Genomic DNA, 24,263 nt, shown 5'->3' on the forward strand with positions numbered 1-24,263 from the left:
ATTTTCTAAAATCTTTGCGGTTGCTACGCGGCGACCCATGCCAAGCCATCTCCTTCCGCTCCTCGCGCCCCTGGCGCTGCTCGCCGCCGCCTTCCTGGCCTTCCGTGGACCTGGCCTGCGCCCGGCCGAGACCCTGCGCACCGCCCACCTGGCCAGCCTCGTGGCGCTGGGCGTGGCGGCGGCCAGCCTCGCTTTGCTGCTGGCCCAGGGGCCCGGAGCGGCGCCGTTGGCACTGGCAAGGTTGGACGCTGTCTCCGCCACCATGCTGCTGCTGGTGGGCTTCCTGGGCTGGGTCGTGCTGCGCTTCTCGGCCACCTACCTCGATGGCGAAACCCGCCAGGGCGAGTTCACCGGCTGGATGTGCGCCACGCTGGCCGCCGCCCTGCTGCTGGTGCAGGCGGGCAATTTGCCGGTGCTGGTGCTGGCCTGGCTGGGGGCGAGCCATGGCCTCGGCCGCCTGCTGCTGTTCTACCATGAACGCCCCGGCGCCCAGCGCGCCGCCCGCAAGCGCGCCCCCTTCGCCCGGCTCGGCGAGGCCGCGCTGGTCGGCGCCGCCCTGCTGCTGGCGCTCGGCCATGGCACGCTCGACATCGGCGCCATCAACGCCGCCGCGCGGGCGGGCGAGGCGCCGGGCCTCACCACCGCCGCCGCCGCTTTGCTGGCGCTGGCCGCCCTGCTGCAATGCGCGCAATTCCCCGCCCATGGCTGGCTGACCGAGGTGATGGAGACGCCCACCCCCGTCTCCGCCCTGCTCCATGCGGGCCTGGTCAACGCGGGCGGCTTCCTGCTGATCCGCTTCGCCGACGTCATGCTGGCCGCCCCCGGCGTGCTGGCGGCGCTGGCCTTGCTGGGCGGCTTCACGGCGGTCTTCGCGGGGCTGGTCATGCTGACCCAGCCCGCGGTGAAGACGGCGCTCGCCTGGTCCACCATCGCGCAGATGGGCTTCATGCTGCTGCAATGCGGGTTGGCCCTGTTCCCGCTGGCGCTGCTGCACATCGTGGCGCACTCGCTCTACAAGGCGCATGCCTTCCTGGGCGCGGGCATGGCGGTCGAGAAGGTGGCCGCCATCCGCCGCCCCGGCCCCGTGGCCGTGCCCAGCCTGCGGGCGGTGGGGCGGGCCTTCCTCGCCGCACTCGCCCTCTATGTGCTGATCGGCGCGGGCTTCGGCTTCGCGGAGAAGTCGCCCCAGGCCATCGCGCTGGGGGCCATCCTGGTGCTGGGCGTGGCCTACCTGCTGGCGCAGGGCTTCGCCGACGCGGCCCCCGTGCCGCTGACGCTGCGCACCTCCATCGCCGCCGCCGCCGCGGCCATCGGCTACTTCACCCTGCAACGCCTGGCCGAGGCCGCCACCACGGGCCTGCTGCCCGCGCCCCCGCCGCCCGGCGCGCTGGAATGGGTGCTGATGGCGCTCTCGGTGCTGGGCTTCGGCCTCACCGCCTTCGCCCAGGCCACCTTCCCGCTTTGGGCGCAGCACCCCGCCGCCGCCGGGCTGCGGGTGCACCTGGCCAACGGCCTCTACATCAACGCGCTGACCGACCGGCTGCTGCGCGGCTGGTCGCGGCGGAACCCCGCCTGAGGAACGCCCCCATGCCCTTCGACCTGCACGACGCCGCGCAAGGCCATGACGCCGCCCTCGACCGGGCGCTGGCCGCCATCCCGCCCGCCTGGCCGTTGGCGGCCACCGTGGCGGTGAACCCCTTCCTCGGCCAATCGGGCGAGGATTTCGCCACCGCCGCCGCGCGCCTCGCCCGGGTGGGCGGCATCGCCACCACCATGCCGCGCGAATGGTTCGCCGCGCGCATCGCCTCCGGCGCCATCACCGAGGCCGACCTCGCCGCCGCGCTGGAGGCGGCGCCCCCCGCCCACCGGCCCGAGAGCCTGGAGGCCCTGCACGCCGCCCTCGCCCGCCCGCGCCCCGCCCCGCGCGCCCTGCCCACGGTCGCGGAGCTGGTGGCGGAGATCACCGGCACCGACTGGCCCGGCATCATCGCCGACCGGCTGGGCGGTTTCGCCGCCAGCTGGTTCGACGCCGGCCAGGCGCTGTGGCCCGTGCAGCACCGGGGCGCGCTCTACGCCTCCTGGCGGGCCACGGCCCTGCGCGACCTGACGCCCGAGATCCTGGGCCTGCCCGGCTTCTGCGCCCATGTCGCCGCCACGCCCGCCGGCGCCGGCGCCGCCACCGGGCGCGCCCTGGCCGCCCTGGGCGTGCCCGCGGCCGCGCGCGAAACCCTGCTGCACCGGCTGCTGATGACGCTGGGCGGCTGGGCACAGCTCGCCCGGCAGCGCGGTTTCGAGGCGGAGCTGGAAGGCCGCACCGACCCCACCCTCGCGGAACTGCTCGCCGCCCGGTTGGTCTGGGAGGAGGCGCTGTTCACCGCCCACGCCGAGGCCCTGGCCCCGCGCTGGGCCGAGGTGCTGGACGCCCACGCCGCCCCCGTCGCCGCCGGCCCGGAGGAGGCGCTGGACGCCATCCTCCAGGACGCCGCCGACCGCGCCGGGCAGCGCGCCCTGGCCGCGAAGCTGGCGGGGCCCCACGCCGCGCCGGCCGAGACGCGCCCCGTGCTGCAAGCCGCCTTCTGCATTGACGTGCGCTCGGAGGTGATGCGGCGCGCGCTGGAATCCCTCGACCCCGGCATCCGCACCCAGGGCTTCGCGGGCTTCTTCGGCCTGCCCGTGGCGCACCGCGCCTTCGCCTCGGACGTGGTGGAGAACCGCCTGCCGGTGCTGCTGCGCCCCAGCCTGCGCAGCTGCACGGCGGTGGAAGGCGAGGTGCCGGCGCGCATTGGCGCGCGGGCCAAGCGCGCCTGGGGGCGGTTCAGCCAGGCGGCCGTCTCCTCCTTCGCCTTCGTGGAAGCGGCGGGGCTGCTGCACGCGGGCGGGCTGCTGCGCGATGCGCTGGGCCTGAAGCGCACCGCCAAGGCCGAACCCCCGCCCCGCCTGCCCGAATCCCTGACGCCCGAGGCGCGCATCGCCACGGCCGAGGCGGTGCTGCGCGCCATGTCCATGACGGAAGGCTTCGCGCCGCTGGTGCTGCTGCTGGGCCATGGCGCGGAGGTGACGAACAACCCGCATGCCAGCGCGCTGCATTGCGGCGCCTGTGGCGGGCATCGCGGCGATGTCAGCGCGCGGCTGCTGGCCCTGCTGCTGAACGACAAGGCGGTGCGCACGGGCCTCGCCGCGCGCGGCATCGCGGTGCCGGCGGACACACTGTTTCTCGCCGGGTTGCACGACACCACGGGTGACCGCGTGACGCTCTTCACCGACGACCATCCGCCGCACCCCGCGCTGGCGCAGGCGCAATCCTGGCTCGCCCGCGCCGGAGCCCTGGCGCGCGCCGAACGCGCCCTGCGCCTGCCGCGCGCGGGGGGCGGCGAGGCCATCCCGGCGCGCGCCACCGACTGGGCCGAGACGCGCCCCGAATGGGGGCTGGCCGGCTGCCAGGCCTTCATCGCCGCCCCGCGCGCGCTGACGGCCGGCCGCGACCTCGGCGGCCGCGTCTTCCTGCACGACTATGACTGGCGGCGGGATGCGGGCTTCGGCGTGCTGGAACTCATCCTCACCGCGCCCGTCGTGGTCGCGAGCTGGATCAGCCTGCAATACCACGGTTCGGTCGTCGCACCCGAGGCCTTCGGCGGCGGCAACAAGCTGCTGCACAACGTCACCGGCGGCGTGGGTGTGGTCGAGGGCAATGGCGGCACCCTGCGCGTGGGCCTGCCCTGGCAATCGGTGCATGACGGCGAATCGCTGGCGCATGAACCGCTGCGCCTGACTGTCTGCATCGCCGCCCCGCGCGAGGAGATCAGCGCCATCCTGCACCGCCACCCGGGCGTGCGCGCGCTGTTCACGAATGGCTGGCTGCACCTCCTCGCCCTGGACGAGGCGGGCCGCGCCTGGCGCTTCGGCGCCGATGGAAGCTGGAGCTGATCCGGCGCCGTTTCGTTCCTCACGCGGATGATGCTGCGGTTCGCGTTGACACCAGGGGTGCCGCTCAGCGACCTTGAGCTTGCCAGGGGGAGCGAGACGCCAGGCGCCGCATGACGCGGTGATCCGGCGGGGTTTCGGCCCGATGGCTCCCTCCGGCGATCGGCAGGCCAGCTATTCCGCCAGCCTAACCGGAGGAGGCGCGCATGATCGCGGAACAGGGTCTCGCATCGCCGCCTTCCCGGCCTCTTCGCCCGCGCGAGGTGCCCCTCGCCCGCCTCGTCTATCGCAGCCGCGCCGCGCTCCCGCTGATGGGCCGGCCGCTCGCGGAGATGCTGCGCCTGGCCCGCCGCCGCAACCAGGCCGCGGGGGTGACGGGCCTCCTGGTGGCGGATGGCACCCACTACCTGCAATGGCTGGAAGGCCCCGCCGCCAGCCTCGGCACGGTGATGAACGCCATTTCGGTGGACCCGCGCCATGACCGGGTCGAGATCCTGGCCAATGCGCCGGTCGCCGCGCGCCGCTTCGCCGGCTGGGACATGCGCCTGGCCGCCGAGGGCACCCCGCACGCCGACTGCCCCGCGCTGCACCTGCCGGGCCGGCTGGTGGCCGGGCTCTGGACCGATTCGGGCCAGGAGCCCGACCTGCTGGGCAGCCTCGGCGCCACCCGACAGGTCGGCGAGGGCCGGCGCGGCACCGCGCCGCCGGCCGAGCGCGCCGTGCTGGACACGCTGCTGACGGCGCTGGCCGAAACCGGGACGGCCCTGGACTGCATCGCGCCCGCCATGCGCGGCAAGGATGCGCGCCGGCACTTCGTCACCCTCATCGAACCCGCGGCGCGCCGCCTGGGCGATTTGTAGATGCGCGATGCCATGTCGGAGGCCGAGGTCACCATGCTGCTCAGCCGGATGCAGACATGGGTGCGCCAACTCGGCCAGGGTGAGCGCGTGCCGCGGCTGCGCGCCGATGCGCCCCATGTGCTGGTGGCGCCCCTGCCGGGGGAGGTGCATGCGCTGGGCGCCGTGCTGTCCACCGAATGGCTGTGGCTCTCCGGCTGGCCGCATGAGTTCGACATCTTCGCCTCCGACGCCGCGCTCTGCGCCCGGCTGGCCGGCGCGCCGCATGACGTGCTGGAGCTTTCGCTCAGCCCCGCCTTCCATCGGCTGGACGAGGTGGAGGCGCTGCGCCGCCGCCTCGCCGGTTTCCGCGCCGCCTCCTGCAACCGCGCGCTTCGGATTCGGCTGTCGGGGCGGCTTTTCGCGGGGCAGCCCTGGCTCGCGGGCCTCGTCGGCGCCGATACGGTGGCGGGTGGCTGCGAGGGGACGGACACGGCGCTGTGGCGGCTTGCTGCCGGGTAGCGTCTGATCGCCTTTGGTGAATCGCCAAAGGCGTGAATCAGCCGCTCCGCAATGCCGCCGCCAGAGCATGCCGCGTTCACGCAGCCTGCTCTCACCTTTGTTGAGAACGGGATTCAGCGTTCTCGGTGATTCCACCTCAACGCATCCCGCTCTAGCCCAGCCGGGCCACCAGGTTTTCCAGCCGCTCCTGCCCGCCCGAGCGCGGCCGGGGCTCCAGCCCTTCGGCCAGCGCGCGATCCGCGATCTCGGCCAGGCTGCCGGGCCAGGGCGCGCCCGCATAGCGTTCGCGCCGCGCGGCTTCCAGCCGTCCATCCTCGATGATGCGCGCGGCCCAGAGCAGCGCGGCGGCGCAGGCCTCCATGCCGCCCACATGGGCGTGCAGCAGATCCTCGGGCGCGATGGATTGCCGGCGCAGCTTGGCGTCGAAATTGAACCCGCCGCTGCCCAGGCCGCCCGCGCGCAGGATTTCCAGCATCACCGGCACAAGCTCCTGCGTATTGGTCGGGAACTGGTCCGTGTCCCAGCCATTCTGCGGGTCGCCGCGGTTGATGTCCACGGAGCCCAGCACACCCAGCGCGGCGGCCATGCCCACCTCATGCTCGAAGGAATGGCCGGCGAGGGTGGCGTGGTTCGCCTCGATGTTGAGCTTCACCTCGCCCAGCAGCCCGTGCCGCAGGAGGAAGCCATACACCGTCGCCACGTCGCGGTCGTATTGGTGCTTGGTGGGTTCGTGGGGCTTGGGCTCGATCAACAGCGTGCCCTTGAAGCCGATCTTGTGCTTGTGCTCCACCACCAGCTTCAGGAAGCGGCCGAGCTGTTCATCCTCCCGCGCCAGATCGGTGTTGAGCAGCGTGTCATACCCCTCGCGCCCGCCCCACAGCACGTAGTTCTCGCCGCCCAGGCGTTGCGTCACCTCCATGGCGTGGCGCACCTGCACGCAGGCGCAGGCGAAGACCTCGGGGTCCGGGTTGGTGGCCGCCCCCGCCATGTAGCGCGGGTGGGAAAACAGGTTCGCCGTGCCCCAGAGCAGCTTGATGCCCGTGCGCTGCATGTGCCCGGCCAGCACATCCGCCATGGCATCGAGGTTGCGCGCGCCCTCGCGGAGATTCGCCCCCTCCGGCGCCACGTCGCGGTCGTGGAAGCAGAAGAAGGGCAGGCCCAGGCGCTCCATGAAGGCGAAGCCGGCCTCGGCCTTCTGGCGCGCGCCTTCCATGGCGTCGGGCAGGCCTTCCCAGGGGCGGGGCAGCGTGCCCGCGCCGAAGGGGTCGGCGCCCGAGGCCACGAAGGAATGCCAATAGGCCACGGAAGGTCGCAGCCATTCGGCCATGCTGCGGCCCAGCACGGGTGCCTCCGGGCGCCAATGGCGATAGCCCAGCTCCTCCCGGCTGTCGGGGCCCAGGAAGGGCACGGGCGGGAGGGATTCGAAGATGTGGCTCATCGGGCGGTCTCCCGCATCAGGGGCTTCAGGAGGGGGTAGAGCTGCGACCAATGCGCGCGCGCCTCGGCCAGCGCCGGTTCGGGCAGCGCCTCGCCGAGGGCGTCCGGCGGGGTGCAGGTGGCGACCGCGTCGGCGCCGGTGGCCAGCGCGGCGAGCCGCGCCGCACCCAGCGCCGGCCCCACCCCGGCATCGGCCACCAGCGTCAACGGCCGGTCCAGCGCCGAGGCCAGCAGCCGCGCCCAGAGCCCCGAGCGCGCACCACCGCCGATGAGCGAGAGGCGCGGGATGGGCCCGCCCTCCGCCTCCAGCGCGGCCAGGCCATCGGCCAGGGCGAAGGCCACGCCCTGCATTACGGCGCGCGCCATCTGGCCGCGCGTGGTGCCGGCCTCCAGCCCGAACCAGAGGCCGCAGGCGGCGGCATCGTCATGCGGCGTTCGTTCGCCGGCGAGGTAGGGCAGGAACAGCACGCGGCCGGGTTCGGCGGCTTCCGCCTCGCGCGCCAATGTGGCTTCGTCCGCGCCCAGCACCGTGGCCGCCCAGGCCAGCGCGCCCCCCGCCGAGAGGATGACGGCCATCCGGTGCCACAGCCCGGGCAGGGCGTGGCAGAAGCTGTGCACGGTGCGCGCCGGGTCCGGGCGCGGCGCCGCATCGGCCACGAAGACCACGCCGGAGGTGCCCAGCGAGACGAAGGCTTGGCCAGGTGCCACGCAGCCCAGCCCCACCGCGCCCGCCGCATTGTCCCCCGCCCCGCCCGCCACCGGCACGCCGGCCGGGATGCCCCATTCGGTGTTGACCACCCGGCCCGAGACGGCGCTGCCCTCCACCAGGCGCGGCATGTGGGCGCGGGTGAGGCCGGTCAGCGCCAGCATCTCCTCCGACCAGTCGCGCCGCGCGACGTCGAGCCAAAGGGTGCCCGCCGCGTCCGACATCTCGGACACCGCCTCGCCCGTCAGGCGCAGGCGCAGCCAATCCTTGGGCAGCAGCACGCGGCGCGTGGCGGCGAAGATGTCGGGCTCCCGCGCGCGCAGCCAGGCGAGCTTGGGCGCGGTGAAGCCCGGCATGGCGCGGTTGCCCGCGATGCGCCGCGCGGCCGCGTCCAGCGCCGCGCATTCGCCGGCCGCGCGCCCGTCATTCCACAGGATGGCCGGGCGCAGCACACGGTCCGCCTCGTCCAGCACCACCGCCCCATGCATCTGCCCGGACAGCCCCACCGCGGCGACGCGCGCGCGCAGCGCCTCGGGCAGCGCCCGAACCGCCTGGGTGGCGGCGCGCCACCAATCCTCCGGCGTCTGCTCGGACCATCGTGGATGCGGGCGCTGCACCGTCAGCGGCGCGGACGCCTGGGCCAGCACCTGCCCGCCCTCATCCAGCAGCACCGCCTTCACGGCGGAGGTGCCGAGATCCACGCCGAGGAAGGTCACACCACCGTCCAGGCGCCGCCGGCCCGCGCCGAGGCGATGGCGGCGGCCACGAAGCGCATGCCGCGCAGCCCGTCCTCGACATTGGGGGTGGCGGTGCTGAGCGGGTCGGGCGCGCGGCCCTCGCGGCGCGCCGTGATCTGCTCGGCCGCGTCACGGTAGATCTGCGCGAAGGCCTCCAGATACCCCTCCGGATGTCCGGCCGGAATGCGCGTGGCGTGGGCCGCGGCGGGGTGCAACGCGCCGACCGCGCGGGCCAGCACGCGCGGCGCCTCGCCCAGCGGGGTGTGGAGCAGCTGGTTCGGGTGTTCCTGGCTCCAGGCCAGCCCGCCCCTCTCGCCATAGATGCGCAGGCGCAGCGCGTTCTCATTGCCCGGCGCGACCTGCGAGGACCACAGCATCCCGCGCGCCCCGCCCGCGAAGCGCAGCAGCAGATGGGCGTTGTCGTCCACGCGGCGGCCTTCCACGAAGCTCTGCACATCGGCCAGCACGCTCTCGACCTGGAGGCCCGTGACGAACTCCGCGAGATGATGTGCATGGGTGCCGAGATCGCCCAGCGAACCACCCAGCCCCGCCCGCGCCGGGTCGGTGCGCCATTCGGATTGCTTCTGCCCCGTCTCCTCCAGCCGGGTGGAGAGCCAGTCCTGCGGGTATTCCACCTGCACGACGCGGATGGCGCCGAGCTCGCCCGCGCGCACCATCGCCTGCGCCTGCCGGACCATCGGGTGGCCACTGTAGTTGTGGGTGAGGACGAAGATGCGCCCGCTGCGCGCCACGGTCGCGACCAGATCCTCGCCCTGCTCCACCGTCAGCGCGAGGGGCTTGTCGCAGATCACGTCGAAGCCCGCTTCCAGCGCGGCCTTCGCGGGGGCGTGGTGCATGTGGTTGGGCGTGACGATGGCGACCACCTCCGCGCCATCCTCCCGCCCGCGCTCGCCCGCCAGCATCGCCGCGAAATCCGGATAGCCGCGGATGCCGAGATCTGCCGCGCTGTCCATGGCGCGCTGCGGGTCGGAGGCCAGCGCCCCCGCCACCAGATCGAAGCAGCCATCCAGCCGCGCGGCCATGCGGTGCACGCCACCGATGAAGGCCCCGCGCCCACCCCCCACCATGGCGAGTCTGAGGCGCCGGGTCACGGCGCGAGGCCCAGCATGCGGCGGTTCGCCGCCTCATCCGCGCCGGAGGAGGCGAAGTCGTCGAAGGCCTTCTCCGTGACGCGGATGATGTGGTCCGCGATGAAGCGCGCCCCCTCGCGCGCACCATCCTCGGGGTGCTTCAGGCAGCATTCCCATTCCAGCACCGCCCAGCCCTCGAAGCCGAAGGCGGCGAGCTTCGAGAACACCGCCTTGAAATCCACCTGGCCATCGCCCAGCGAGCGGAAGCGGCCCGCGCGGTCCACCCAGGGCTGGAAGCCGCCATAGACGCCGACGCGGCCGGTCGGGCGGAACTCGGCATCCTTCACGTGGAACATGCGGATACGCTCGCGGTAGATGTCGAGGAAGGCCACATGGTCCAGCGCCTGCAGCACGAAATGGCTGGGGTCGTAGAGGATGTTCGCGCGGGGGTGGTTGCCGACCGCGTCGAGGAACATCTCGAAGCTCGCGCCATCGTGCAGATCCTCGCCGGGATGGATTTCGTAGCAGACATCCACGCCCGCCTCGTCGAAGGCATCGAGCAGCGGGCGCCAGCGCCGCGCGAGCTCCCCGAAGGCCGTCTCCACCAGCCCCGCCGGGCGCTGCGGCCAGGGATAGACGAAGGGCCAGGCCAGCGCACCCGAGAAGGTGGCGTGCGCGTTGAGGCCCAGGTTGCGCGAGGCGCGCGCCGCGAGGCGCATCTGCCCCATCGCCCATTCCTGCCGCGCCGCCGGGTTGCCGCGCACCTCGGGTGCGGCGAAGCCGTCGAAGGCGGCGTCATAGGCCGGATGCACGGCCACGAGCTGCCCTTGCAGATGCGTGGACAGTTCCGTCAGCGCCAGCCCGTGCTTCGCCAGCGTGGCCTGCACGTCCTCGCAATAGGCACGGCTCTCGGCGGCCTTCGCGAGGTCAAACAGCCGCGCATCCCAGGAGGGGATCTGCACCCCCTTGAAGCCGAGCGAGGCCGCCCAGGCGGCGATGCCCTCCAGCGTGTTGAATGGCGCCTCATCCCCCGCGAATTGCGCGAGGAAGATGGCAGGGCCCTTGATGGTCTTCATGGTCATGGCACCAGCACCAGCGAACCCGTGGTCCGCCTCCCTTCGAGATCGGAATGCGCCTTCGCGGCATCGGCCAGCGCGTAGCGCGCCGGTGGCGCCACCTTCACGGCCCCCGAGGCCACGACGTCGAACAGCGCGCCCGCCATGCGCAGCAGATCGGGCCGCTTCGCCGTGTAATGGAACAGCACGGGGCGCGAGAGGGTCGCCGATTTCGCCGAGAGCAGCGAGGGCGCGATGGGCTCGATCGGCCCGCTGCTCTGCCCGAAGGAGACGAGGCGGCCGCACAGCGCCAGGCTCTCCATCGAATCCGCGAAGCTGTCGCGGCCGATGCCGTCATAGATGACGCGGCAGCCCGCGCCGCCCGTGATCTCCTTCACCCTGGCGGCGAAGCCTCCGCCGCGGGTGATGATGGGGTGGTCGCAGCCATTCGCCAGCGCCAGCGCCGCCTTCTCCTCGGTGGAGACGGTGCCGATGACGGTGCAGCCCAGATGCCGCGCCCATTGGCACAGCAGCAGCCCGACGCCGCCGGCCGCCGCGTGCACCAGCACATGGTCGCCCGCGCGCACCGGCGCCGTCTCGTGCAGGAGGTATTGCGCCGTCATGCCCTTCAGCATGATGGAGGCCGCGATGTCGTCACCGATCGCGTCCGGCAGCTTCACCATCTGCGCGGCCGGAGCGAGCCGCGCCTCGGCATAGGCGCCGGTGGGCGGGCAGGCATAGGCGACGCGGTCGCCGGGCCGCAGCCCGTCCACGCCGGCACCCACCGCCTCCACCACCCCCGCGCCCTCCATGCCGATGATCGCGGGCAGGCCGGGCAGCGGGTACAGCCCGGTGCGGTGATAGATGTCGATGTAGTTCACGCCGATCGCGGTCTGGCGCAGCCGCACCTGGCCCTCGCCGGGCGCGCCGGGGTCATGCTCGGCGGGGCGCAGCACCTCGGGGCCGCCGGTCGTCTCGATCAGGATGGCCTGCGGCATCTCAGCGCCCTCCGGCCAGGCGGGCGGCCACCGTCGCATAGGCCTTCAGGTAGACGTCCCGCTCGGTGTTCGGGATCAGCGAGAGGTCGTCCTGCGGGCTGGCCGCCCAGTCGCCCCACCAGGTGGCGAAGCAATGGTCCGTGTCCGTCACGCGCCACAGGCGGGGGCCGCTGACATAGCGCACCCAGGGAAGCTCGGATTTCGTGATGTAGTAGGAGTAGCTCATCTCCTCATCGTCCAGGTGCAGCAGCACCTCGTTCAGATGGCCGGGGCCGAACATGAAGTCGCGCGTGCCGGACACCTTGTCGGGCCGCACCCCGCCCAGCATGTGCATCTTCGTGATGTCGGGGTGCCATTCGCCCATGGAGGCGAAGTCGCGGATGATGCCCCAGATGGCGCCGGCCGGCGCGGGAATGACGGTGCTGCACCAGACCTTGTTGGGCGGGAAGCCGGCCCAGAGCGGCGCCTCCACCGGCGCGCGGCCCGCAAGGGCCTGCTTCAGCGCGTCCCACCCGCCCTTGAAGACGCCGTTGGAGACGATGTCCACATACTTCCCCGCATCCTCCGGCGCCTCGTCGAAGGTCGCTTCCCATTCGGCGAAGGTGCGGTTCGTGTCCGTCACCGGCAGCAGCCGCACGCGGGCGCGGTAGTTCGTCACGGGGAAGGCCGGCGTCTCGAAATTGTAGGAGAAGCTGGTGGTGCGGTCGCAGAGATGCAGCAGCCGCTCACGCACCATCGTCCCGTCCTGCAGGAAGAAGCGGCGGATGCAGCCGACCACGTCGGAATCGAGCCCGTCCTCGATCTCCGACCGCGCGATGGCGGGGTGCCAGGTGGGCAGGCCGTTGAAGTCGCGGATCACGGACCAGACGGTGGCGATGTTCGCGTCGAGGATGGTGGAGGCGTAGGCGCGGGCCATGCGTGTTCCCCTCAGAAGCTGATCTGCTTGAAGGCGCGGGTCTGCGCCGTCAGCGCGGTCTCGGTCGGCAGGCGCTCCATGGAGGAGGCGCCGTAGAAGCCGTTGATGCCCGGCGTGTTCCGCAGCACCCAGGCGGCGTCCTCGGGCGAGGAGATGGGCCCGCCATGGCAGAGCACGATGATGTCCGGCCGCACGCGCCGCGCCGCCTCGGCCCATTCGGCGATCAGCGCCGGGCAGTCCTCCAGCTTCAGTGCCGTCTGCGCGCCGATGGCCCCGCCGGTGGTGAGGCCAAGATGCGGCACCAGGATGTCGGCGCCGGCGCGCGCCATCTCCGCCGCTTCGTCGGCGTTGAAGACATAGGGCGTGGTCAGCATGTCCTTGGCGTTGGCCATGCGGATCATGTCGATCTCATGCCCGAAGCCCATGCCGGTCTCTTCGAGGTTGGCGCGGAACACGCCGTCAATGAGCCCCACCGTCGGGAAGTTCTGGATGCCGGCGAAGCCCAGCGCCTTCAGCTCGTCCAGCAGGTGGTCCATCAGCGCGAAGGGGTCCGTGCCGTTCACGCCCGCGATGACGGGCGTGTGCTTCACCACCGGCAGCACCTCGCGCGCCATTTCCTTCACGATCTCATTGGCATTGCCATAGGCGAGCAGCCCGGCCAGCGAACCGCGCCCCGCCATGCGGTAGCGCCCGGAATTGTAGATGACGATAAGGTCTATCCCGCCCGCCTCCTCGCACTTGGCGGAAAGCCCGGTGCCGGCGCCGCCGCCGATGATGGGCTCGCGCCGCGCCACCATGTCGTGGAACTTGCGCAGCAACTCACCGCGCGTGAGGCGTTTCATCAGGCGATCTCCCGGAAGACGGCCAGCGCGGCGTCGGCGAAGGCACGGTCATTGATGGCGGCCGGCACCTCGATGAGGCGCCGGTTGGGGGCGGGCACGAAGCCCGCACGGATGGTGTCGAACAGCGCGGCATCGGCCGCCGGGTCGTGGAAGGGCATGCCCGGCACATCAATGGCCGAAACCCCGCCCAGCGGCAGCAGGAAGCGCACGGGGCCCTCCATGCGGTTCAGCCGCGCCAGGAGGAACTCCGCGATGGCGCGGTTCTCCTCCGGCGTGGTGCGCATCAGCGTCACCTGCGGGTTGTGGACGTAGAGGTTGCGGGACTGGAAGCGCGCGGGCACCGTCTCCTTCGCGCCGAAATTCACCATGTCCACCGCGCCCACGCTGCCGACATAGGGGAGGCGCGTGCGGATGACCGCACCCAGCCTGTCCTCCGTGCAGGGGAACACGCCGCCCACCAGGAAGTCCGGCACCTCGGTCGTCGTGATGTCGAGCAGGGCGGCGACCAGGCCGGAATCCGCCAGCTTCTCCATGCTTTGCCCGCCCGCGCCGGTGGCGTGGAAGACGTAGCATTCATGGGTGGCTTCCAGCGCCTCGCGCAGCATGGTCACGCAGGCGGTGGTGACGCCGAACATGGAAAGCCCAAGCCCGGGCTTCTCGGCGGCATCGGCGGCCGGCGGCGCGTTCAGCGCCATCCCCGCCGCCGCATGCGCCGCATTGGCGATGACGCGGCGCGAAATGGCGTTGATCCCCGCCACATCCACCACCGAATACATCATGGCGAGGTCCGACGGCCCCACATAGGGCGCCACATTGCCCGAGGCCACCGTGCTCACCATCAGCTTGGGCGTGCCGATGGGCAGGGCGCGCATGGCCTGGGTGACGAGGGCGGTGTTCCCCGACCCGCCCATGCCCAGCACCGCGCCGATGTCGTCGCGCGCCGAGAGCCAGCGCGTCAGCGCCTCCGCCATGGCGCCCACGGCGGCGCCACGGTCGTCGCGGCCCAGCACCGCGCCGGCGCCGTCCGGGTGGTGCGCCGCGATCTCGGCCGCGGTCACATCGGCGCCCTGCCCCGCACCGCGCGTGCCGACATCCACCAGGACCGGCACCGCACCCGCGCGCCTGAGGCAATCGGCCGCGAAGCGCAGCTCCTCGCCCTTCGTGTCCATCGTGCCGATGACGTAGACCTTCGCCGTCATTCCATCCCCCTCAATGATGCCCGCCCACCGCGACGCCGAGGTAGCGGCGCTGCGTCTCGGTGTCCTCGGCCAGGGCGCGCGCCGGCATGGTGGCGGCGATGCGCCCCGTGACCATGATGGCCACATGCGCCGCGACCTCGGTCGCGACGCGCAGATTCTGTTCGACCAGCAAGAGGCGCATGCCGTCCTTCGGCAGGTCGCGCAGCACGCCGATCAGGTGGTCCACGATGACGGGGGCCAGGCCTTCGCTCGGCTCGTCCATCACGATGACCTTGGGGTTCATCAGCAGCGCGCGCGAGATGGCGAGCATCTGCTGCTCGCCGCCCGAAAGCTCGGTGCCGCCATTGTTGCGGCGCTCCGCCAGGCGCGGGAAAGTCTCGTAGACGCGCGGGATGGTCCAGCGGCCACCGCGCTGGGCCACCAGCTTCAGATGCTCATGCACCGAAAGCGAGGGAAAGGTGCGCCGCCCCTGCGGCACCAGCGCCACGCCGCGCCGCGCGATGCGATAGGGGGCCAGGCCCGAGAGCCGCGCGCCATCCAACGTGACCTCGCCCTCGCTCGCCGCCACCAGCCCCGAGATGGCGCCGCAGAGCGTCGTCTTGCCCATGCCGTTTCGCCCGACGATGGCGAGCGGCGCCGCGCCAAGCTCCAGCGAGACGCCCTGCAGGATATGCGCCTGGCCGAAGCGGACATGCAGGTCGCGCACGGTCAGCATCAGTGGCCGCCCCCGAGATAGATGGCCTGCACCACCGGGTCGTCCTCGATGCGGTCGGGCGTGGCTTCCACCACCACCTCGCCATCCTTCATGACGGTGACGATGTCGGCCGCGGGCAGCGCGATGTCCATGTCGTGCTCGATCAGGATCAGCGTGAGTGTGCGCGGCAGCTCGCGCAGCAGGCGCAGCAATTCCGGCCGGTCGCCGGGGGAGAGGCCGGCCGCGGGCTCGTCCAGCATCAGCACGCGCGGATCGCCCGCCAGCGCCATGCCGACCTCCAGCTGCCGTCGCTGGCCGTGCGAGAGGTTCACCACCTCCACATCCAGCAGGTGCGACAGGCGCATGCGCTCGGCCAGCGCGCGTGCCTGCGCGAGGCCCGGATCGTCGCGGCCCGGCCGCAGGAAGGAAAAGCGGTTGGGCCGCAGCCCGCGCACCGCGATGAAGAGGTTGTCCCGCACCGACAGCCCGTTGAACAGCAACGAGGTCTGGTAGGTGCGCCCGATGCCCAGCCGCGTGCGCTGGTGCGGCTTGAGCCGCGTGATGTCCGTGCCGAAGAGCTCGATGCGGCCCGCGGTGGGCGGAAAGTCGCCGCAGATGGTGTTGAACAGCGTCGTCTTGCCCGCCCCGTTGGGGCCGAGCACGGCCCGCCGCTCCCCGGGCATGACGTCGAAGCTGACGTCACGCACGGCCTGCAAGGCGCCGAAGCGGCGGCTGACGCCGGTCAATCGGATAGCGGGATGCACTCGGTTCTTTCCAGACAAGACAGACATTGAAGACACGGACGCCCAAGCCACGCGCCGCCCCCCGGTGCCCTCCCGAGGCTTAGCCTCGGGAGGCGGTGCCTGCCCGGCAGGACGGGCACCAAGCCGGGGCCCCCGCGACGGCGCGAAGCGACGTCGTGGGGAACTACGAAGCCGCCGGCACGCAGCCGGGGTTGTCGCGCGAGGGCGCGCCGAGGGCGAGGAACTGCGCCTCCGGCGTGTTCAGCGTCTGGTTCACGCCCTCGGCACGGGCGAAGGCCACCACCTGCGCCCGCCCGTCACGCTCCTCGATGCGGTTGAGGAAGATGTCGGAGATGGCCTGGCGGTTGTGGTCCAGCCGCACCGCCGCCCCCGTGGGCGCCGTGATGCGCGCGGCCGCGAGGGCGCGCTGGAAGGCCTCCTGGTTGTTGCCCAGGTCGCCATCCACCTCGCGCAGCGCGTGCAGGATGCCGTAGAGGTTGGTGGTGTAGTTCACGCCATGGATGGAGGGCGACTGGAACCCGCCCTCGTTCAGCCAGCGGCGGCGATAGCGCTCCACGAATTCGCGCCAGGTCGGGTCGTCGATCACGTCGGCGATGGGCCCGCCGGAGATCATCCCCACCATCACGCGGCGATGCGGCCCGCGCGCCGAGAGCATGGTCTGGTCCGCCATGATGGAGCCCGCGATCAGCGGCTTGTTCCCGCCCGACTGCGCGTATTGCGTCATGAAGGCGAGGCCGTCGGTGCCGCCATGCACCACGACCACGGCGCCGGCCGAGGAGCGGTTGATCTGCGCGATCTGGGCCGAGAAATCGGTGGTGCCGAGCGGCGCCCAGTAATGCTGCACCCGCCCGCCGGCGCGGCAATACTCGATGTTGAAGCCGAAGACCTGCGCGTAGGGGAAGGCGTAGTCACCGGCCGCGACGGCCACTTCGCGGATGTTCATGTTGCGGAAGACATGGTTGCCGAGGCCGGCCATCCACTGCGTGCCATCGGTCGAGAAGCGGAAGAAGTTGGGCGAGGGGTTGCGCAGCGTGGTGTCCGCGGCACCCGAGGACCCGTTGACGATGGTCTTGCCCGTCAGCGTGCGCGAATAGTCGCGCAGCGCGATGCCCTCGGCGCCCGAAAGCGGCCCGAGGATGATGTCCACATTGTCCTGCTCGATCAGCTTGCGCGCGCGGGCCAGCGCCACATCGGCCTGGGCGTTGGAGCTTTCGCGGATGAACTCGATGCGCCGGCCGCCGACGGTGGAGTTGATGCGCTCCAACTCCATCTGCACGCAGCGGAAGGAATCCTGCCCGCCGGTGGCGAAGGGGCCTTCCAGCGTGGTCAGCCCGCCCAGGCGGATGGGCGCGCGCTGCGCGATGGCGGGCGAGGCGAGGGCCGCGCCCGCAAGCCCCGCGCTACCCAGAAGCGTCGCGCGGCGGGTGGTGGTGATGGACATGTTGTTTCCTCCTTGCGTGTTGTCGTTGTGGTGGAAATTCACTTGTCGGCCGCGCGGCGCGTGAGCAGGCGGCGCAGCCGCGCGCCCACCCCCAGCACCCCGTCGGGCGAGGCCAGCACGATGACCAGGAAGACAAGCCCGATCAGCGTGTTGAAGCGGTCGCGGTCGTAGATGGTGGCCGCGAAGGTGTCGAAGACCGTGAAGATGAGGGAGCCGAGGAAGGCCCCCACCGGGTGCCCCAGCCCGCCGATGACGGCCATGATCAGCACGTTCACCGTGGCCCCCAGCCCGATCGTGCCGGGCGAGATGCCGATGTTGTAGATGGTGGCGAGCACCCCGCCGCAGCCCGCGATGAAGCCCGCCACGCCGAAGGCCGCGATGCGGTGCAGCGCCACGTTGTAGCCCAGCGCCGAGACCCGCCGCGGATTGTCGCGGATGCCCTGCAGCACCAGCCCGAAGGGCGAGCGCACGAGATACATCACCGCCGCGAAGAGCAGCACGGCCGTGCCCAGCGTGACGTGGTAGAAGACCCAGGGGTTGCGGAAATCGAGGCCCCAGAGGCTCGGCCCCACCACGTTGCGGATGCCCTCATAGCCGTTGAACCAGGTGATGTTCGTCTCGACGAAGCGGAACACGCCCATGGACAGCGCCAGCGTGATCATCAGCAGGTAGATGTCGCGCGTGCGCACCGCGATGGCGCCCACCAGCAGCCCCATCAGCGTCGCCGCCAGCACGCCCAGCGGAATGGCCAGCGCATAGCCCGCGCCGCCCACGATGCGCGGCACCGCACCTTCCACGAAGATGGCGAGCGTGTAGCCCGCCACCCCCGCGATCATCATCTGCGCGAGCGAGACGAAGCCGCCATAGGTGGCCAGGAAGGTCAGCGACATGGCGATGATGCCGAAGACCAGCGCGCGGCCCAGGATGTTGCCCATCCAGAACCCCGCCTGGTTGGCCGGCAGCACGGCGTGCAGCAGCCAGGGCAGCGCCAGAAGCCCCAGCGCGGCGGCAATGGCGAGCCCCCTACGCACGGCCCAGGATCCCCTGCGGGCGCAGCGCCAGCACCGCGACCATCATCACGAAGGTCAGCACCACGGAGTATGTGGGGAACATGGCCTGGCCCAGCTGCTCGGCCAGCCCCACCAGGACGGCGCCCACCGCCGTCCCGGTGACGGAGCCCATGCCGCCCACGATGACGACGACCAACGAGATCAGCAGGAAGCGCCCATCCTGCCCCATGGCCAGCGGCTGCGCGGTGGAGCCGATGACGCCCCCCAGCCCGCACAGCGCCGCCCCCAGCGCGAAGACGGCGACACCCACCAGCGGCACGTTCACGCCGCAGGCGCCCAGCATCTCGCGGTCATCCACCCCGGCACGGATCATCATGCCGAGCCGCGTGCGGTTCAGCAGCAGCCAGAGCCCCAGGCCCACCGCCACCGCCACGCCGATCTGCACCAGGCGGAAGGTCGGGTAGCCGCCCACCAGCGGCACCTGGGTGGAGCCGAAGATGGCATCCGGCGCGAAGAACTGTCGCGGGTTGCCGCCATAGATGGCCAGGATCTGGTCGGCCGCGATGATGGAGATGCCGATGGTGACGAGCGCCTGGCGCAGCTCCTGCCCCTGCATCCAGCCCAGCAGCACCTGTTGCAGCAGCGCGCCGAACACCGCCGCCGCCAGCACGCCCGCCGCCAGCCCCGCATACCAGGCCCACCAGAGGTCCTGGTCATAGAGCGGCTCGAACACCGCGTAGCCGACATAGCCGGCCACGAGATACAGGGTGCCATGCGCCATGTTCACCACGCGCATGAGCCCGAAGATCAACGAGAAGCCGCTGGCCACGATGAAGTAGAGGGCAGCCAGGGTCAGCCCGTTCAAGACGATGGTGGCCGCCAATTCCATGCGGTCGTTCGCTCCCCATGGCCGCTCATGCGACGGCCTGGGTTCAGCCTCGACCGGAGGCGGCCCCGGCAACAAGATGGAAATTTGTTTGTTTTTGGGTAAGATTGGGTATGCCACCCACCTTGCACCCCGCCGCGTCTCTCGACGGCTTGCCCACCCGGCAAAGAGCGCGCCGGGTCTTCCTGCCGGCGCTGGCCCCCTTCCCGCCCGCGCTCTGGCCGCTGGTGGTGCATCTGCCGGTGCTGGACGTGAACGGGGCGCTGGTGGCCGCACTGGCGGCCCAGGCGCCCTTCCGCGCGGCCCCGCCCATCGCCGCCATCTTCGCCTGCGACCCGTTCCTGCGTCCGCGCGACATGGCCGCCAGCCTGCGCGCGGCCGGCATCACGGAGGTGGTGAACCTCCCCAGCGTCCAGGCGCATGAGGGCGAGGCGGCGGCCGCGCTGGGCGCCGTGGGCTATCGGGCGGAACGCGAATTCCGCGTGCTGCTGGCACTCGCCGAGCACGGGTTGCGACCCATCGCCTATGCCGCCCGGCAGGAGGAAGCCGAGGCCGCCCTGGCGCTGGGCCTGCGCCGCCTGCTCCTGCCCGCCGGCCCCGGTTGGGCCGAGCTGGCCAGCCATGTGGCGGTGGAGGGCGGCGAGGCGCTGGCCTGGGCGCCATGACCGCGTCTGACCGCTAGGCCTCCAGCCCCAGCCGCCGCATCCGGTTGTAGAGCGTCTTCCGCGCGATCCCGAGGAAGGCCGCCGTCTCGCCGCGGCGGAAGCGGTGGCGGCGCAGCGCGTCCATGATCCAGGCGCGTTCGTCCAGCGCCTCGGGCGCGGCGGGCGGCTCGGCGGGGCCCAGCACCGCCTCCAGCGCCGCGACGGTCACGCGCCCGCCCGGCGTCTCGGTCAGCGTCCGCAGCAGCACCTCACGCAATTCGCGCAGATTGCCCGGCCAGGACCGCGCCATCAGCAGGCGCAGCGCGGCAGGCTCCACCGCGCTGGCGGCGCGGCCCGCCTCGCGCAGCATGGCGCGGGTGATGAGGGGGATGTCCTCCAGCCGGTCCCGCAGCGGCGGCACCACCAGGCGCTGCGCCGACAGCGCCCGCGCCAGCCCCTGCGCGCCCGGCGGGTGCACCAGCACCAGGCGCGCGCGGGGCCGGCGTTCCTCCGGCGTGCCGAAGCGCGCGAAGGCCCCGCGCTCGATCCAGTCCGACAGGCGGGCGCGCAGCACGGGCGGCAGGGCGTCCGCCTGCTCGATCACCACCGTCACCCCCTGCCGGCCCAAGAGCCCGCGCGGCGGGTCGGCCGAGAGGGCGGAAGCGATGTCCTCCCGCGCGTCCAGGAAGATCGGCCCGCCCGCGCGCCCCGCCCCCGCATGCAGCGCCCGCGCGACGGTGGAGCGGCCCGAGCCCGGCTCCCCCTCCACGACCACGGGCAACTCGGTCGCGACCAGACGGGCCACGCGCTGGGCCAGCGTCCGCGCCGCCGCCGAACGCCCCACCATGCCGCGCGGCAGGGCGGGCGAGGCCGCCTCGGCCGGGCGCAGCAGGGCCGCGGTCTTGAAGGCGGAGGTGCTCTGCATCACCGAGAGTTCCAGCGGCAGGCGGTCCAGCGTGGAGCCGCCCACATAGCCATCGGCGCGCGAGGCGTCGCAGACCTGGAGCATATGCTGCGCGTCCACGATGGGCCCGCCCTCCACCAGGCAGCGGATGCCCGGGGCACGGCGGCGCAGGGCGGCGAAGACGCGCCGCGCGCGCTCGGCCGCGTCCTCCAGTCGCACGCCGCCGGGCACGCCCATGCTGCCGCCAGCGTTCCAGCCGAAATTGAGCACCAGGCGCTCCACCCCCGCATCGGCCATGGCCTGGGCTTCCGCGCGGGTCTTGGCATAGGCGAGGGTGGCGAGGCCCTGGGCGCGGGCCTCGGCCAGCAGGGCCACCTCGCGCCCGAAGCCCAGCCCCGCCGCCTCCAGCGCCTGGCGCAGCGCGCCGTCGAAATGGATGGCGGTGGGGAAGTTGGCGATGCCGTGATAGCCGGCCTCGCGGATGCCGGCCACGAAACGCGGCAGGTCGAGCCGCGGGTCGCAGGCGGCGGCGCCGAAGAACACGGGAATCCGCACCCGGTCCAGGATTTCGCGCCGGGCGAAGGCGTCGGTGAAGGGGTTGCTGTCGGCGATGGGCAGCATGGCGGCGAGCGAGGGCGCGCCCATGACGCGCAGCCGGCCGGCGTTCAGCACCAGCAGGAAATCCGCCCCGCCATCGGCGGCCGCGCGGGCCGTCATGCCCAGGCCGATCGCCGCCCCCACCAGGATGTCCCGCTTCAAGCCGCGCATGATGGGGAAGGTATGGTGGAGCTGAGGGGAATCGAACCCCTGACCTCGTCATTGCGAACGACGCGCTCTCCCAACTGAGCTACAGCCCCACACGCGGCGCCGCTTTGGGGAACGGCACGGCGGAGCGTTTCGCGCAGCCGCGCCCCAGTGTCAAGCTGCCCCTGTCAAGCTGCCCTTCCCCCTTGCGAGCGCGCCCCGCATCCGCGACAACCGCCCAAAGCCAGGAGCCGCCCAGCGCATGATCCTCGACGCCCTCTTCTTCCTGGTCCAGGCAGGGCTGAACCTGTTCTTCTGGGCCGTCATCCTCGCCGCCGTGCTGTCCCTGCTGGTCGGCTTCGGCGTGCTGGACACGCGCAACCGCCTGGTCTGGACCCTGTCCGACTTCTTCTACCGCGTGACCGAACCCGCCCTGCGCCCCGTCCGCAACCGCCTGCCGAACCTGGGGGGCATAGACCTCTCGCCGCTCGTGGTGCTGCTGCTGATCCAGGCGGCCATGCTGCTGGTGGCGGCCATCCGCGGCTATATGCTGCGGGCCGGCATCTATTTCTGAGTTCTGGCGGGCGGAGAAGGAAACCGTGCTGGTCCAGGTGCGCGTGCAGCCCCGGGCGCGCCGCGCGTCCCTGGGCGGGCTGCGCCACGGCCCGGATGGCCCCCGCCTGATGATCTCGGTCACCACCCCGCCCGAGGATGGCCGCGCCACCGAGGCCGCCTGCGCCGCGCTGGCCACGGCCCTCGGCCTTCCCCCCTCCCGCGTCACCCTCGCGCAGGGACCCACCTCGCGCGAGAAGACCTTGCGCGTGGCGGCCCCGCCCGAGGCCCTGCGCCCCCGCCTGGAGACATTGGCATGACCGCCACCCTGATTGACGGCAAGGAGGTGGCCGCGCGGCTGCGCGCCGGGCTCGCCAGCCGCATCGCGGGTCTCCCCTGGGCGCCCGGCCTCGTCGTGGTTCGGGTGGGCGAGGACCCGGCCAGCGGCGTCTATGTCCGCAACAAGGACAAGGCGGCGCGGGAGGCGGGCTTCGCCTCGCGCACCCGCCACCTGCCCGAATCCACCACCGAGGCCGAGCTGCTGGCCGAGATCGCCGCCCTGAACGCGGACCCGGCGGTGGACGGCATCCTGGTCCAGCTTCCCCTGCCCGCGCATATCCGCGCCGAGGCCGCCATCGAGGCCGTGGACCCCGCCAAGGATGTGGACGGCTTCCACCCCATGAATGCCGGGCGGCTCGCCTCCGGCCTGCCGGGCCTGGTTCCCTGCACGCCAAGGGGCGCCATGCACCTGCTGGCCGAGGCCGGCGCCAAGCTGCGCGGCGCGCGGGCCATCGTCATCGGCCGCAGCCAGATCGTGGGGCGGCCCATGGCGCAGCTTCTGCTGGGCGCGGATTGCACCGTCACCATCGCCCATTCCCGCACGGCCGACCTGCCGGGCGAATGCCGCCGCGCCGATATCGTGGTGGCCGCGGTGGGCCGGCCCGAAATGGTGCGCGGCGACTGGATCAAGCCCGGCGCGGTGGTGATTGACGTGGGCATCAACCGGCTGGAGAGCGGCAAGCTGGTGGGCGACGTCGCCTTCGCCGAGGCCCTGCCCGTGGCCCGCGCCATCACCCCCGTGCCCGGCGGCGTCGGCCCCATGACCATCGCCTGCCTGCTGGAGAACACGCTGGAGGCGGCGCTCTCGCGGCGCGGCGGCGCATGATCCTGCACCGCACCCTGCAGGTGGTGGGCGTCCTGGCGCTGCTGATGTGCCTGAACCTCGCCTGGGGGGCCACGCCCTGGGGCGGGGGCGAGTGGTCGCGCGCGCGGATGCTCTATGCCGGGGCGGGGGCCGTCTCCGCCCTGGCGCTCATCGCCATCGGGGGGCTGGGCGTGGCGCTGAAGCGGGCCGAGGCGCGGGCCGAGGCGCTCCAGGCCGCGCTGTCCCGCATCGAGGACATGTTGCGCCGCCCGTGAACCTGCTGCTGGGCGCCCTCTTCGTGCTGATGTGGGGCTCGGCCTTCAACGCGGCGCGGCTGGTGGCGCTGGACTGGCCGCCGCTCTGGGCGCTGACGCTGCGCTTCGCGGCCATCGTGCCGCTGCTCTGGCTGGTGTGGCGATACCGCCGCGCGGCCTTCCCCTGGGGGCCCGACGCTTGGCGCGTGGGCTGGATGGGCGTGTTCGGGATGGGCGGCTACCTGGCCTGTTCCTGGGTGGCGCTGGCCTATATCCCGGCCGGGCTGGTGGCGCTGCTGGCGGCGACCGCGCCGATGTTCGTGGCCCTCGGCGAGGCCTGGCGCGGTCGGCGCCTTGCCATGCAGGGCTGGGTGGGGCTGGCGGTGGGCTGGGTCGGCGTGGCCGTGCTGGGGGCGACGCGCGCCGTGGACGGCATGGCCAGCGCCGAGGCCTGGGGCATTGGCCTCTCCTTGTTCGGCGCCATGCTCCAGGCGACGGGGCTCTTGGCCTATGCGCCGGCGCGGGCGCGGGTGGACCCCTGGGCGGCCAATCTGGGCCAGACGGCGGCCGGCGCGGTGGTGCTGCTGGTGATCTCGGCCCTGGTGGGCGGGCCCCTGCCCACCACCGTCACCACGGGGGTGGTGGTGGGCCTGCTCTATTCCAGCCTGGTGGTGGGGATGGCGGGCTATGCGCTGTTCTTCGTGGTGATCCGAAGGCTCGGCGCCTCCAACGCGACGGCGCTGCAATTGCTGGCGCCACCGGTCGCGGCCGTGATCGGCTGGGCCGCGATGAATGAGCGCCTCTACGGCACCGACATCCTGGGCGGGGCGATCACGCTGGTCGGGCTGGCCCTGCTGTTCCGCGCCAAGACCACCCAGGCCGCCTGAACAAAAAAAGGCGGGCCCTGACAGCCCGCCCCCTCACACCCGGAAATTCCGCGCAACTAACGGTACCGCCTATCTGGCC

The 24,263-nt window shown here is 72.4% G+C and carries 24 protein-coding genes and 1 tRNA gene; 10 read left to right on the top strand and 15 right to left on the bottom strand.

Annotated elements, in window-relative coordinates; all coding sequences use genetic code 11:
- The first annotated feature begins 37 nt into the window (after positions 1-37).
- The 4 genes from ICW72_RS09330 (at position 38) to ICW72_RS09345 (ending at position 5,279) form a co-directional block, all read left to right on the top strand.
- Positions 38-1,576 carry a proton-conducting transporter transmembrane domain-containing protein gene (locus tag ICW72_RS09330; protein WP_191085933.1) on the top strand — a complete coding sequence of 513 codons (1,539 nt, stop codon included), beginning with the start codon at positions 38-40 and terminating at the stop codon, positions 1,574-1,576.
- Between the two features lie 11 nt (positions 1,577-1,587).
- Entirely contained in the window at positions 1,588-3,924 is a 2,337-nt protein-coding gene (locus ICW72_RS09335) for a YbcC family protein (protein ID WP_191085934.1), read from the top strand.
- A gap of 203 nt (positions 3,925-4,127) precedes the next feature.
- The gene (locus ICW72_RS09340; protein WP_191085935.1) at positions 4,128-4,781 is read left to right on the top strand and encodes a BLUF domain-containing protein; all 654 of its coding nucleotides are present in this window, start codon (positions 4,128-4,130) and stop codon (positions 4,779-4,781) included.
- On the top strand, positions 4,782-5,279 hold the full coding sequence (locus tag ICW72_RS09345; protein ID WP_191085936.1) for a hypothetical protein: 498 nt from the start codon (positions 4,782-4,784) through the stop codon (positions 5,277-5,279).
- Positions 5,280-5,430: 151 nt separating this feature from the next.
- Here ICW72_RS09345 and xylA read toward each other — a convergent pair whose 3' ends face one another.
- The 13 genes from xylA to ICW72_RS09410 all read right to left on the bottom strand — a co-directional run bounded on the left by xylA (position 5,431) and on the right by ICW72_RS09410 (position 19,058).
- Complete coding sequence (xylA, locus tag ICW72_RS09350; RefSeq protein WP_191085937.1) at positions 5,431-6,717, bottom strand: xylose isomerase; 1,287 nt, start codon at positions 6,715-6,717, stop codon at positions 5,431-5,433.
- Positions 6,714-8,138, bottom strand: a complete 1,425-nt coding sequence (gene xylB, locus ICW72_RS09355; RefSeq protein WP_191085938.1) for a xylulokinase — start codon at positions 8,136-8,138, stop codon at positions 6,714-6,716. The genes xylA and xylB overlap by 4 nt, the downstream gene beginning before the upstream one ends.
- Positions 8,135-9,271: a Gfo/Idh/MocA family oxidoreductase gene (locus tag ICW72_RS09360; protein WP_332308994.1), complete on the bottom strand. Its 1,137-nt coding sequence runs from the start codon at positions 9,269-9,271 to the stop codon at positions 8,135-8,137. The genes xylB and ICW72_RS09360 overlap by 4 nt, the downstream gene beginning before the upstream one ends.
- Positions 9,268-10,332, bottom strand: a complete 1,065-nt coding sequence (locus ICW72_RS09365) for a sugar phosphate isomerase/epimerase family protein (protein WP_456300186.1) — start codon at positions 10,330-10,332, stop codon at positions 9,268-9,270. The genes ICW72_RS09360 and ICW72_RS09365 overlap by 4 nt, the downstream gene beginning before the upstream one ends.
- Positions 10,329-11,303, bottom strand: coding sequence for a quinone oxidoreductase family protein (locus ICW72_RS09370; RefSeq protein WP_191085939.1), 975 nt, complete (start codon positions 11,301-11,303; stop codon positions 10,329-10,331). The genes ICW72_RS09365 and ICW72_RS09370 overlap by 4 nt, the downstream gene beginning before the upstream one ends.
- A 1-nt stretch (position 11,304) precedes the next feature.
- Positions 11,305-12,219, bottom strand: a complete 915-nt coding sequence (locus ICW72_RS09375; protein ID WP_191085940.1) for an SRPBCC family protein — start codon at positions 12,217-12,219, stop codon at positions 11,305-11,307.
- Positions 12,220-12,230: 11 nt separating this feature from the next.
- Positions 12,231-13,061, bottom strand: coding sequence for a phosphoenolpyruvate hydrolase family protein (locus ICW72_RS09380; RefSeq protein ID WP_191085941.1), 831 nt, complete (start codon positions 13,059-13,061; stop codon positions 12,231-12,233).
- Positions 13,061-14,260: a Tm-1-like ATP-binding domain-containing protein gene (locus ICW72_RS09385; protein WP_191085942.1), complete on the bottom strand. Its 1,200-nt coding sequence runs from the start codon at positions 14,258-14,260 to the stop codon at positions 13,061-13,063. Before ICW72_RS09385 ends, ICW72_RS09380 begins: the two co-directional genes overlap by 1 nt.
- A gap of 10 nt (positions 14,261-14,270) precedes the next feature.
- On the bottom strand, positions 14,271-14,975 hold the full coding sequence (locus ICW72_RS09390) for an ABC transporter ATP-binding protein (RefSeq protein WP_191085943.1): 705 nt from the start codon (positions 14,973-14,975) through the stop codon (positions 14,271-14,273).
- Positions 14,975-15,718: an ABC transporter ATP-binding protein gene (locus tag ICW72_RS09395; RefSeq protein WP_223880937.1), complete on the bottom strand. Its 744-nt coding sequence runs from the start codon at positions 15,716-15,718 to the stop codon at positions 14,975-14,977. Before ICW72_RS09395 ends, ICW72_RS09390 begins: the two co-directional genes overlap by 1 nt.
- 163 nt (positions 15,719-15,881) lie before the next feature.
- Positions 15,882-17,159 carry an ABC transporter substrate-binding protein gene (locus tag ICW72_RS09400; RefSeq protein ID WP_191085945.1) on the bottom strand — a complete coding sequence of 426 codons (1,278 nt, stop codon included), beginning with the start codon at positions 17,157-17,159 and terminating at the stop codon, positions 15,882-15,884.
- Between the two features lie 38 nt (positions 17,160-17,197).
- A complete protein-coding gene (locus ICW72_RS09405) occupies positions 17,198-18,190 on the bottom strand; it encodes a branched-chain amino acid ABC transporter permease (RefSeq protein ID WP_191085946.1) in 993 nt (330 codons plus the stop codon).
- Positions 18,183-19,058 carry a branched-chain amino acid ABC transporter permease gene (locus ICW72_RS09410; protein WP_191085947.1) on the bottom strand — a complete coding sequence of 292 codons (876 nt, stop codon included), beginning with the start codon at positions 19,056-19,058 and terminating at the stop codon, positions 18,183-18,185. Before ICW72_RS09410 ends, ICW72_RS09405 begins: the two co-directional genes overlap by 8 nt.
- Before the next feature lie 149 nt (positions 19,059-19,207).
- On the opposite strand from ICW72_RS09410, the gene ICW72_RS09415 reads away from it, so the two are divergent.
- On the top strand, positions 19,208-19,720 hold the full coding sequence (locus ICW72_RS09415; RefSeq protein ID WP_191085948.1) for a phosphoenolpyruvate hydrolase family protein: 513 nt from the start codon (positions 19,208-19,210) through the stop codon (positions 19,718-19,720).
- Positions 19,721-19,733: 13 nt separating this feature from the next.
- Here the strand turns inward: ICW72_RS09415 and ICW72_RS09420 are convergent, their stop codons facing one another.
- A complete protein-coding gene (locus tag ICW72_RS09420) occupies positions 19,734-21,371 on the bottom strand; it encodes a phosphoenolpyruvate hydrolase family protein (protein ID WP_191085949.1) in 1,638 nt (545 codons plus the stop codon).
- A gap of 13 nt (positions 21,372-21,384) precedes the next feature.
- Positions 21,385-21,460, bottom strand: a tRNA-Ala gene (locus ICW72_RS09425).
- A gap of 149 nt (positions 21,461-21,609) precedes the next feature.
- On the opposite strand from ICW72_RS09425, the gene ICW72_RS09430 reads away from it, so the two are divergent.
- The 5 genes from ICW72_RS09430 to ICW72_RS09450 are packed head-to-tail and all read left to right on the top strand — an operon-like array spanning position 21,610 to position 24,184.
- On the top strand, positions 21,610-21,921 hold the full coding sequence (locus ICW72_RS09430) for a YggT family protein (RefSeq protein WP_191085950.1): 312 nt from the start codon (positions 21,610-21,612) through the stop codon (positions 21,919-21,921).
- Positions 21,922-21,946: 25 nt separating this feature from the next.
- On the top strand, positions 21,947-22,219 hold the full coding sequence (locus ICW72_RS09435; RefSeq protein ID WP_223880938.1) for a DUF167 domain-containing protein: 273 nt from the start codon (positions 21,947-21,949) through the stop codon (positions 22,217-22,219).
- Positions 22,216-23,064: a bifunctional methylenetetrahydrofolate dehydrogenase/methenyltetrahydrofolate cyclohydrolase FolD gene (gene folD, locus ICW72_RS09440; RefSeq protein WP_191085951.1), complete on the top strand. Its 849-nt coding sequence runs from the start codon at positions 22,216-22,218 to the stop codon at positions 23,062-23,064. Before ICW72_RS09435 ends, folD begins: the two co-directional genes overlap by 4 nt.
- Complete coding sequence (locus ICW72_RS09445; RefSeq protein ID WP_184386203.1) at positions 23,061-23,318, top strand: hypothetical protein; 258 nt, start codon at positions 23,061-23,063, stop codon at positions 23,316-23,318. The genes folD and ICW72_RS09445 overlap by 4 nt, the downstream gene beginning before the upstream one ends.
- Entirely contained in the window at positions 23,315-24,184 is an 870-nt protein-coding gene (locus ICW72_RS09450; protein ID WP_191085952.1) for a DMT family transporter, read from the top strand. The genes ICW72_RS09445 and ICW72_RS09450 overlap by 4 nt, the downstream gene beginning before the upstream one ends.
- The last annotated feature ends 79 nt before the right edge of the window (positions 24,185-24,263 follow it).

The organism is Roseococcus microcysteis (assembly GCF_014764365.1).
Lineage (GTDB): Bacteria > Pseudomonadota > Alphaproteobacteria > Acetobacterales > Acetobacteraceae > Roseococcus > Roseococcus microcysteis.

Excerpts from the sequence above, each read along its gene's own strand:
- ICW72_RS09345 (WP_191085936.1), top strand. The coding sequence starts at position 4,782 with ATGCGCGATGCCATGTCGGAGGCCGAGGTCACCATGCTGCTCAGCCGG.
- ICW72_RS09410 (WP_191085947.1), bottom strand. The coding sequence starts at position 19,058 with ATGGAATTGGCGGCCACCATCGTCTTGAACGGGCTGACCCTGGCTGCC.
- ICW72_RS09445 (WP_184386203.1), top strand. The coding sequence starts at position 23,061 with ATGATCCTGCACCGCACCCTGCAGGTGGTGGGCGTCCTGGCGCTGCTG.
- xylA (WP_191085937.1), bottom strand. The coding sequence starts at position 6,717 with ATGAGCCACATCTTCGAATCCCTCCCGCCCGTGCCCTTCCTGGGCCCC.
- ICW72_RS09380 (WP_191085941.1), bottom strand. The coding sequence starts at position 13,061 with ATGAAACGCCTCACGCGCGGTGAGTTGCTGCGCAAGTTCCACGACATG.
- ICW72_RS09375 (WP_191085940.1), bottom strand. The coding sequence starts at position 12,219 with ATGGCCCGCGCCTACGCCTCCACCATCCTCGACGCGAACATCGCCACC.
- ICW72_RS09330 (WP_191085933.1), top strand. The coding sequence starts at position 38 with ATGCCAAGCCATCTCCTTCCGCTCCTCGCGCCCCTGGCGCTGCTCGCC.
- ICW72_RS09420 (WP_191085949.1), bottom strand. The coding sequence starts at position 21,371 with ATGCGCGGCTTGAAGCGGGACATCCTGGTGGGGGCGGCGATCGGCCTG.
- ICW72_RS09400 (WP_191085945.1), bottom strand. The coding sequence starts at position 17,159 with ATGTCCATCACCACCACCCGCCGCGCGACGCTTCTGGGTAGCGCGGGG.
- ICW72_RS09390 (WP_191085943.1), bottom strand. The coding sequence starts at position 14,975 with ATGCTGACCGTGCGCGACCTGCATGTCCGCTTCGGCCAGGCGCATATC.
- ICW72_RS09365 (WP_456300186.1), bottom strand. The coding sequence starts at position 10,332 with ATGACCATGAAGACCATCAAGGGCCCTGCCATCTTCCTCGCGCAATTC.
- ICW72_RS09430 (WP_191085950.1), top strand. The coding sequence starts at position 21,610 with ATGATCCTCGACGCCCTCTTCTTCCTGGTCCAGGCAGGGCTGAACCTG.
- ICW72_RS09335 (WP_191085934.1), top strand. The coding sequence starts at position 1,588 with ATGCCCTTCGACCTGCACGACGCCGCGCAAGGCCATGACGCCGCCCTC.
- ICW72_RS09370 (WP_191085939.1), bottom strand. The coding sequence starts at position 11,303 with ATGCCGCAGGCCATCCTGATCGAGACGACCGGCGGCCCCGAGGTGCTG.
- ICW72_RS09340 (WP_191085935.1), top strand. The coding sequence starts at position 4,128 with ATGATCGCGGAACAGGGTCTCGCATCGCCGCCTTCCCGGCCTCTTCGC.
- folD (WP_191085951.1), top strand. The coding sequence starts at position 22,216 with ATGACCGCCACCCTGATTGACGGCAAGGAGGTGGCCGCGCGGCTGCGC.
- ICW72_RS09385 (WP_191085942.1), bottom strand. The coding sequence starts at position 14,260 with ATGACGGCGAAGGTCTACGTCATCGGCACGATGGACACGAAGGGCGAG.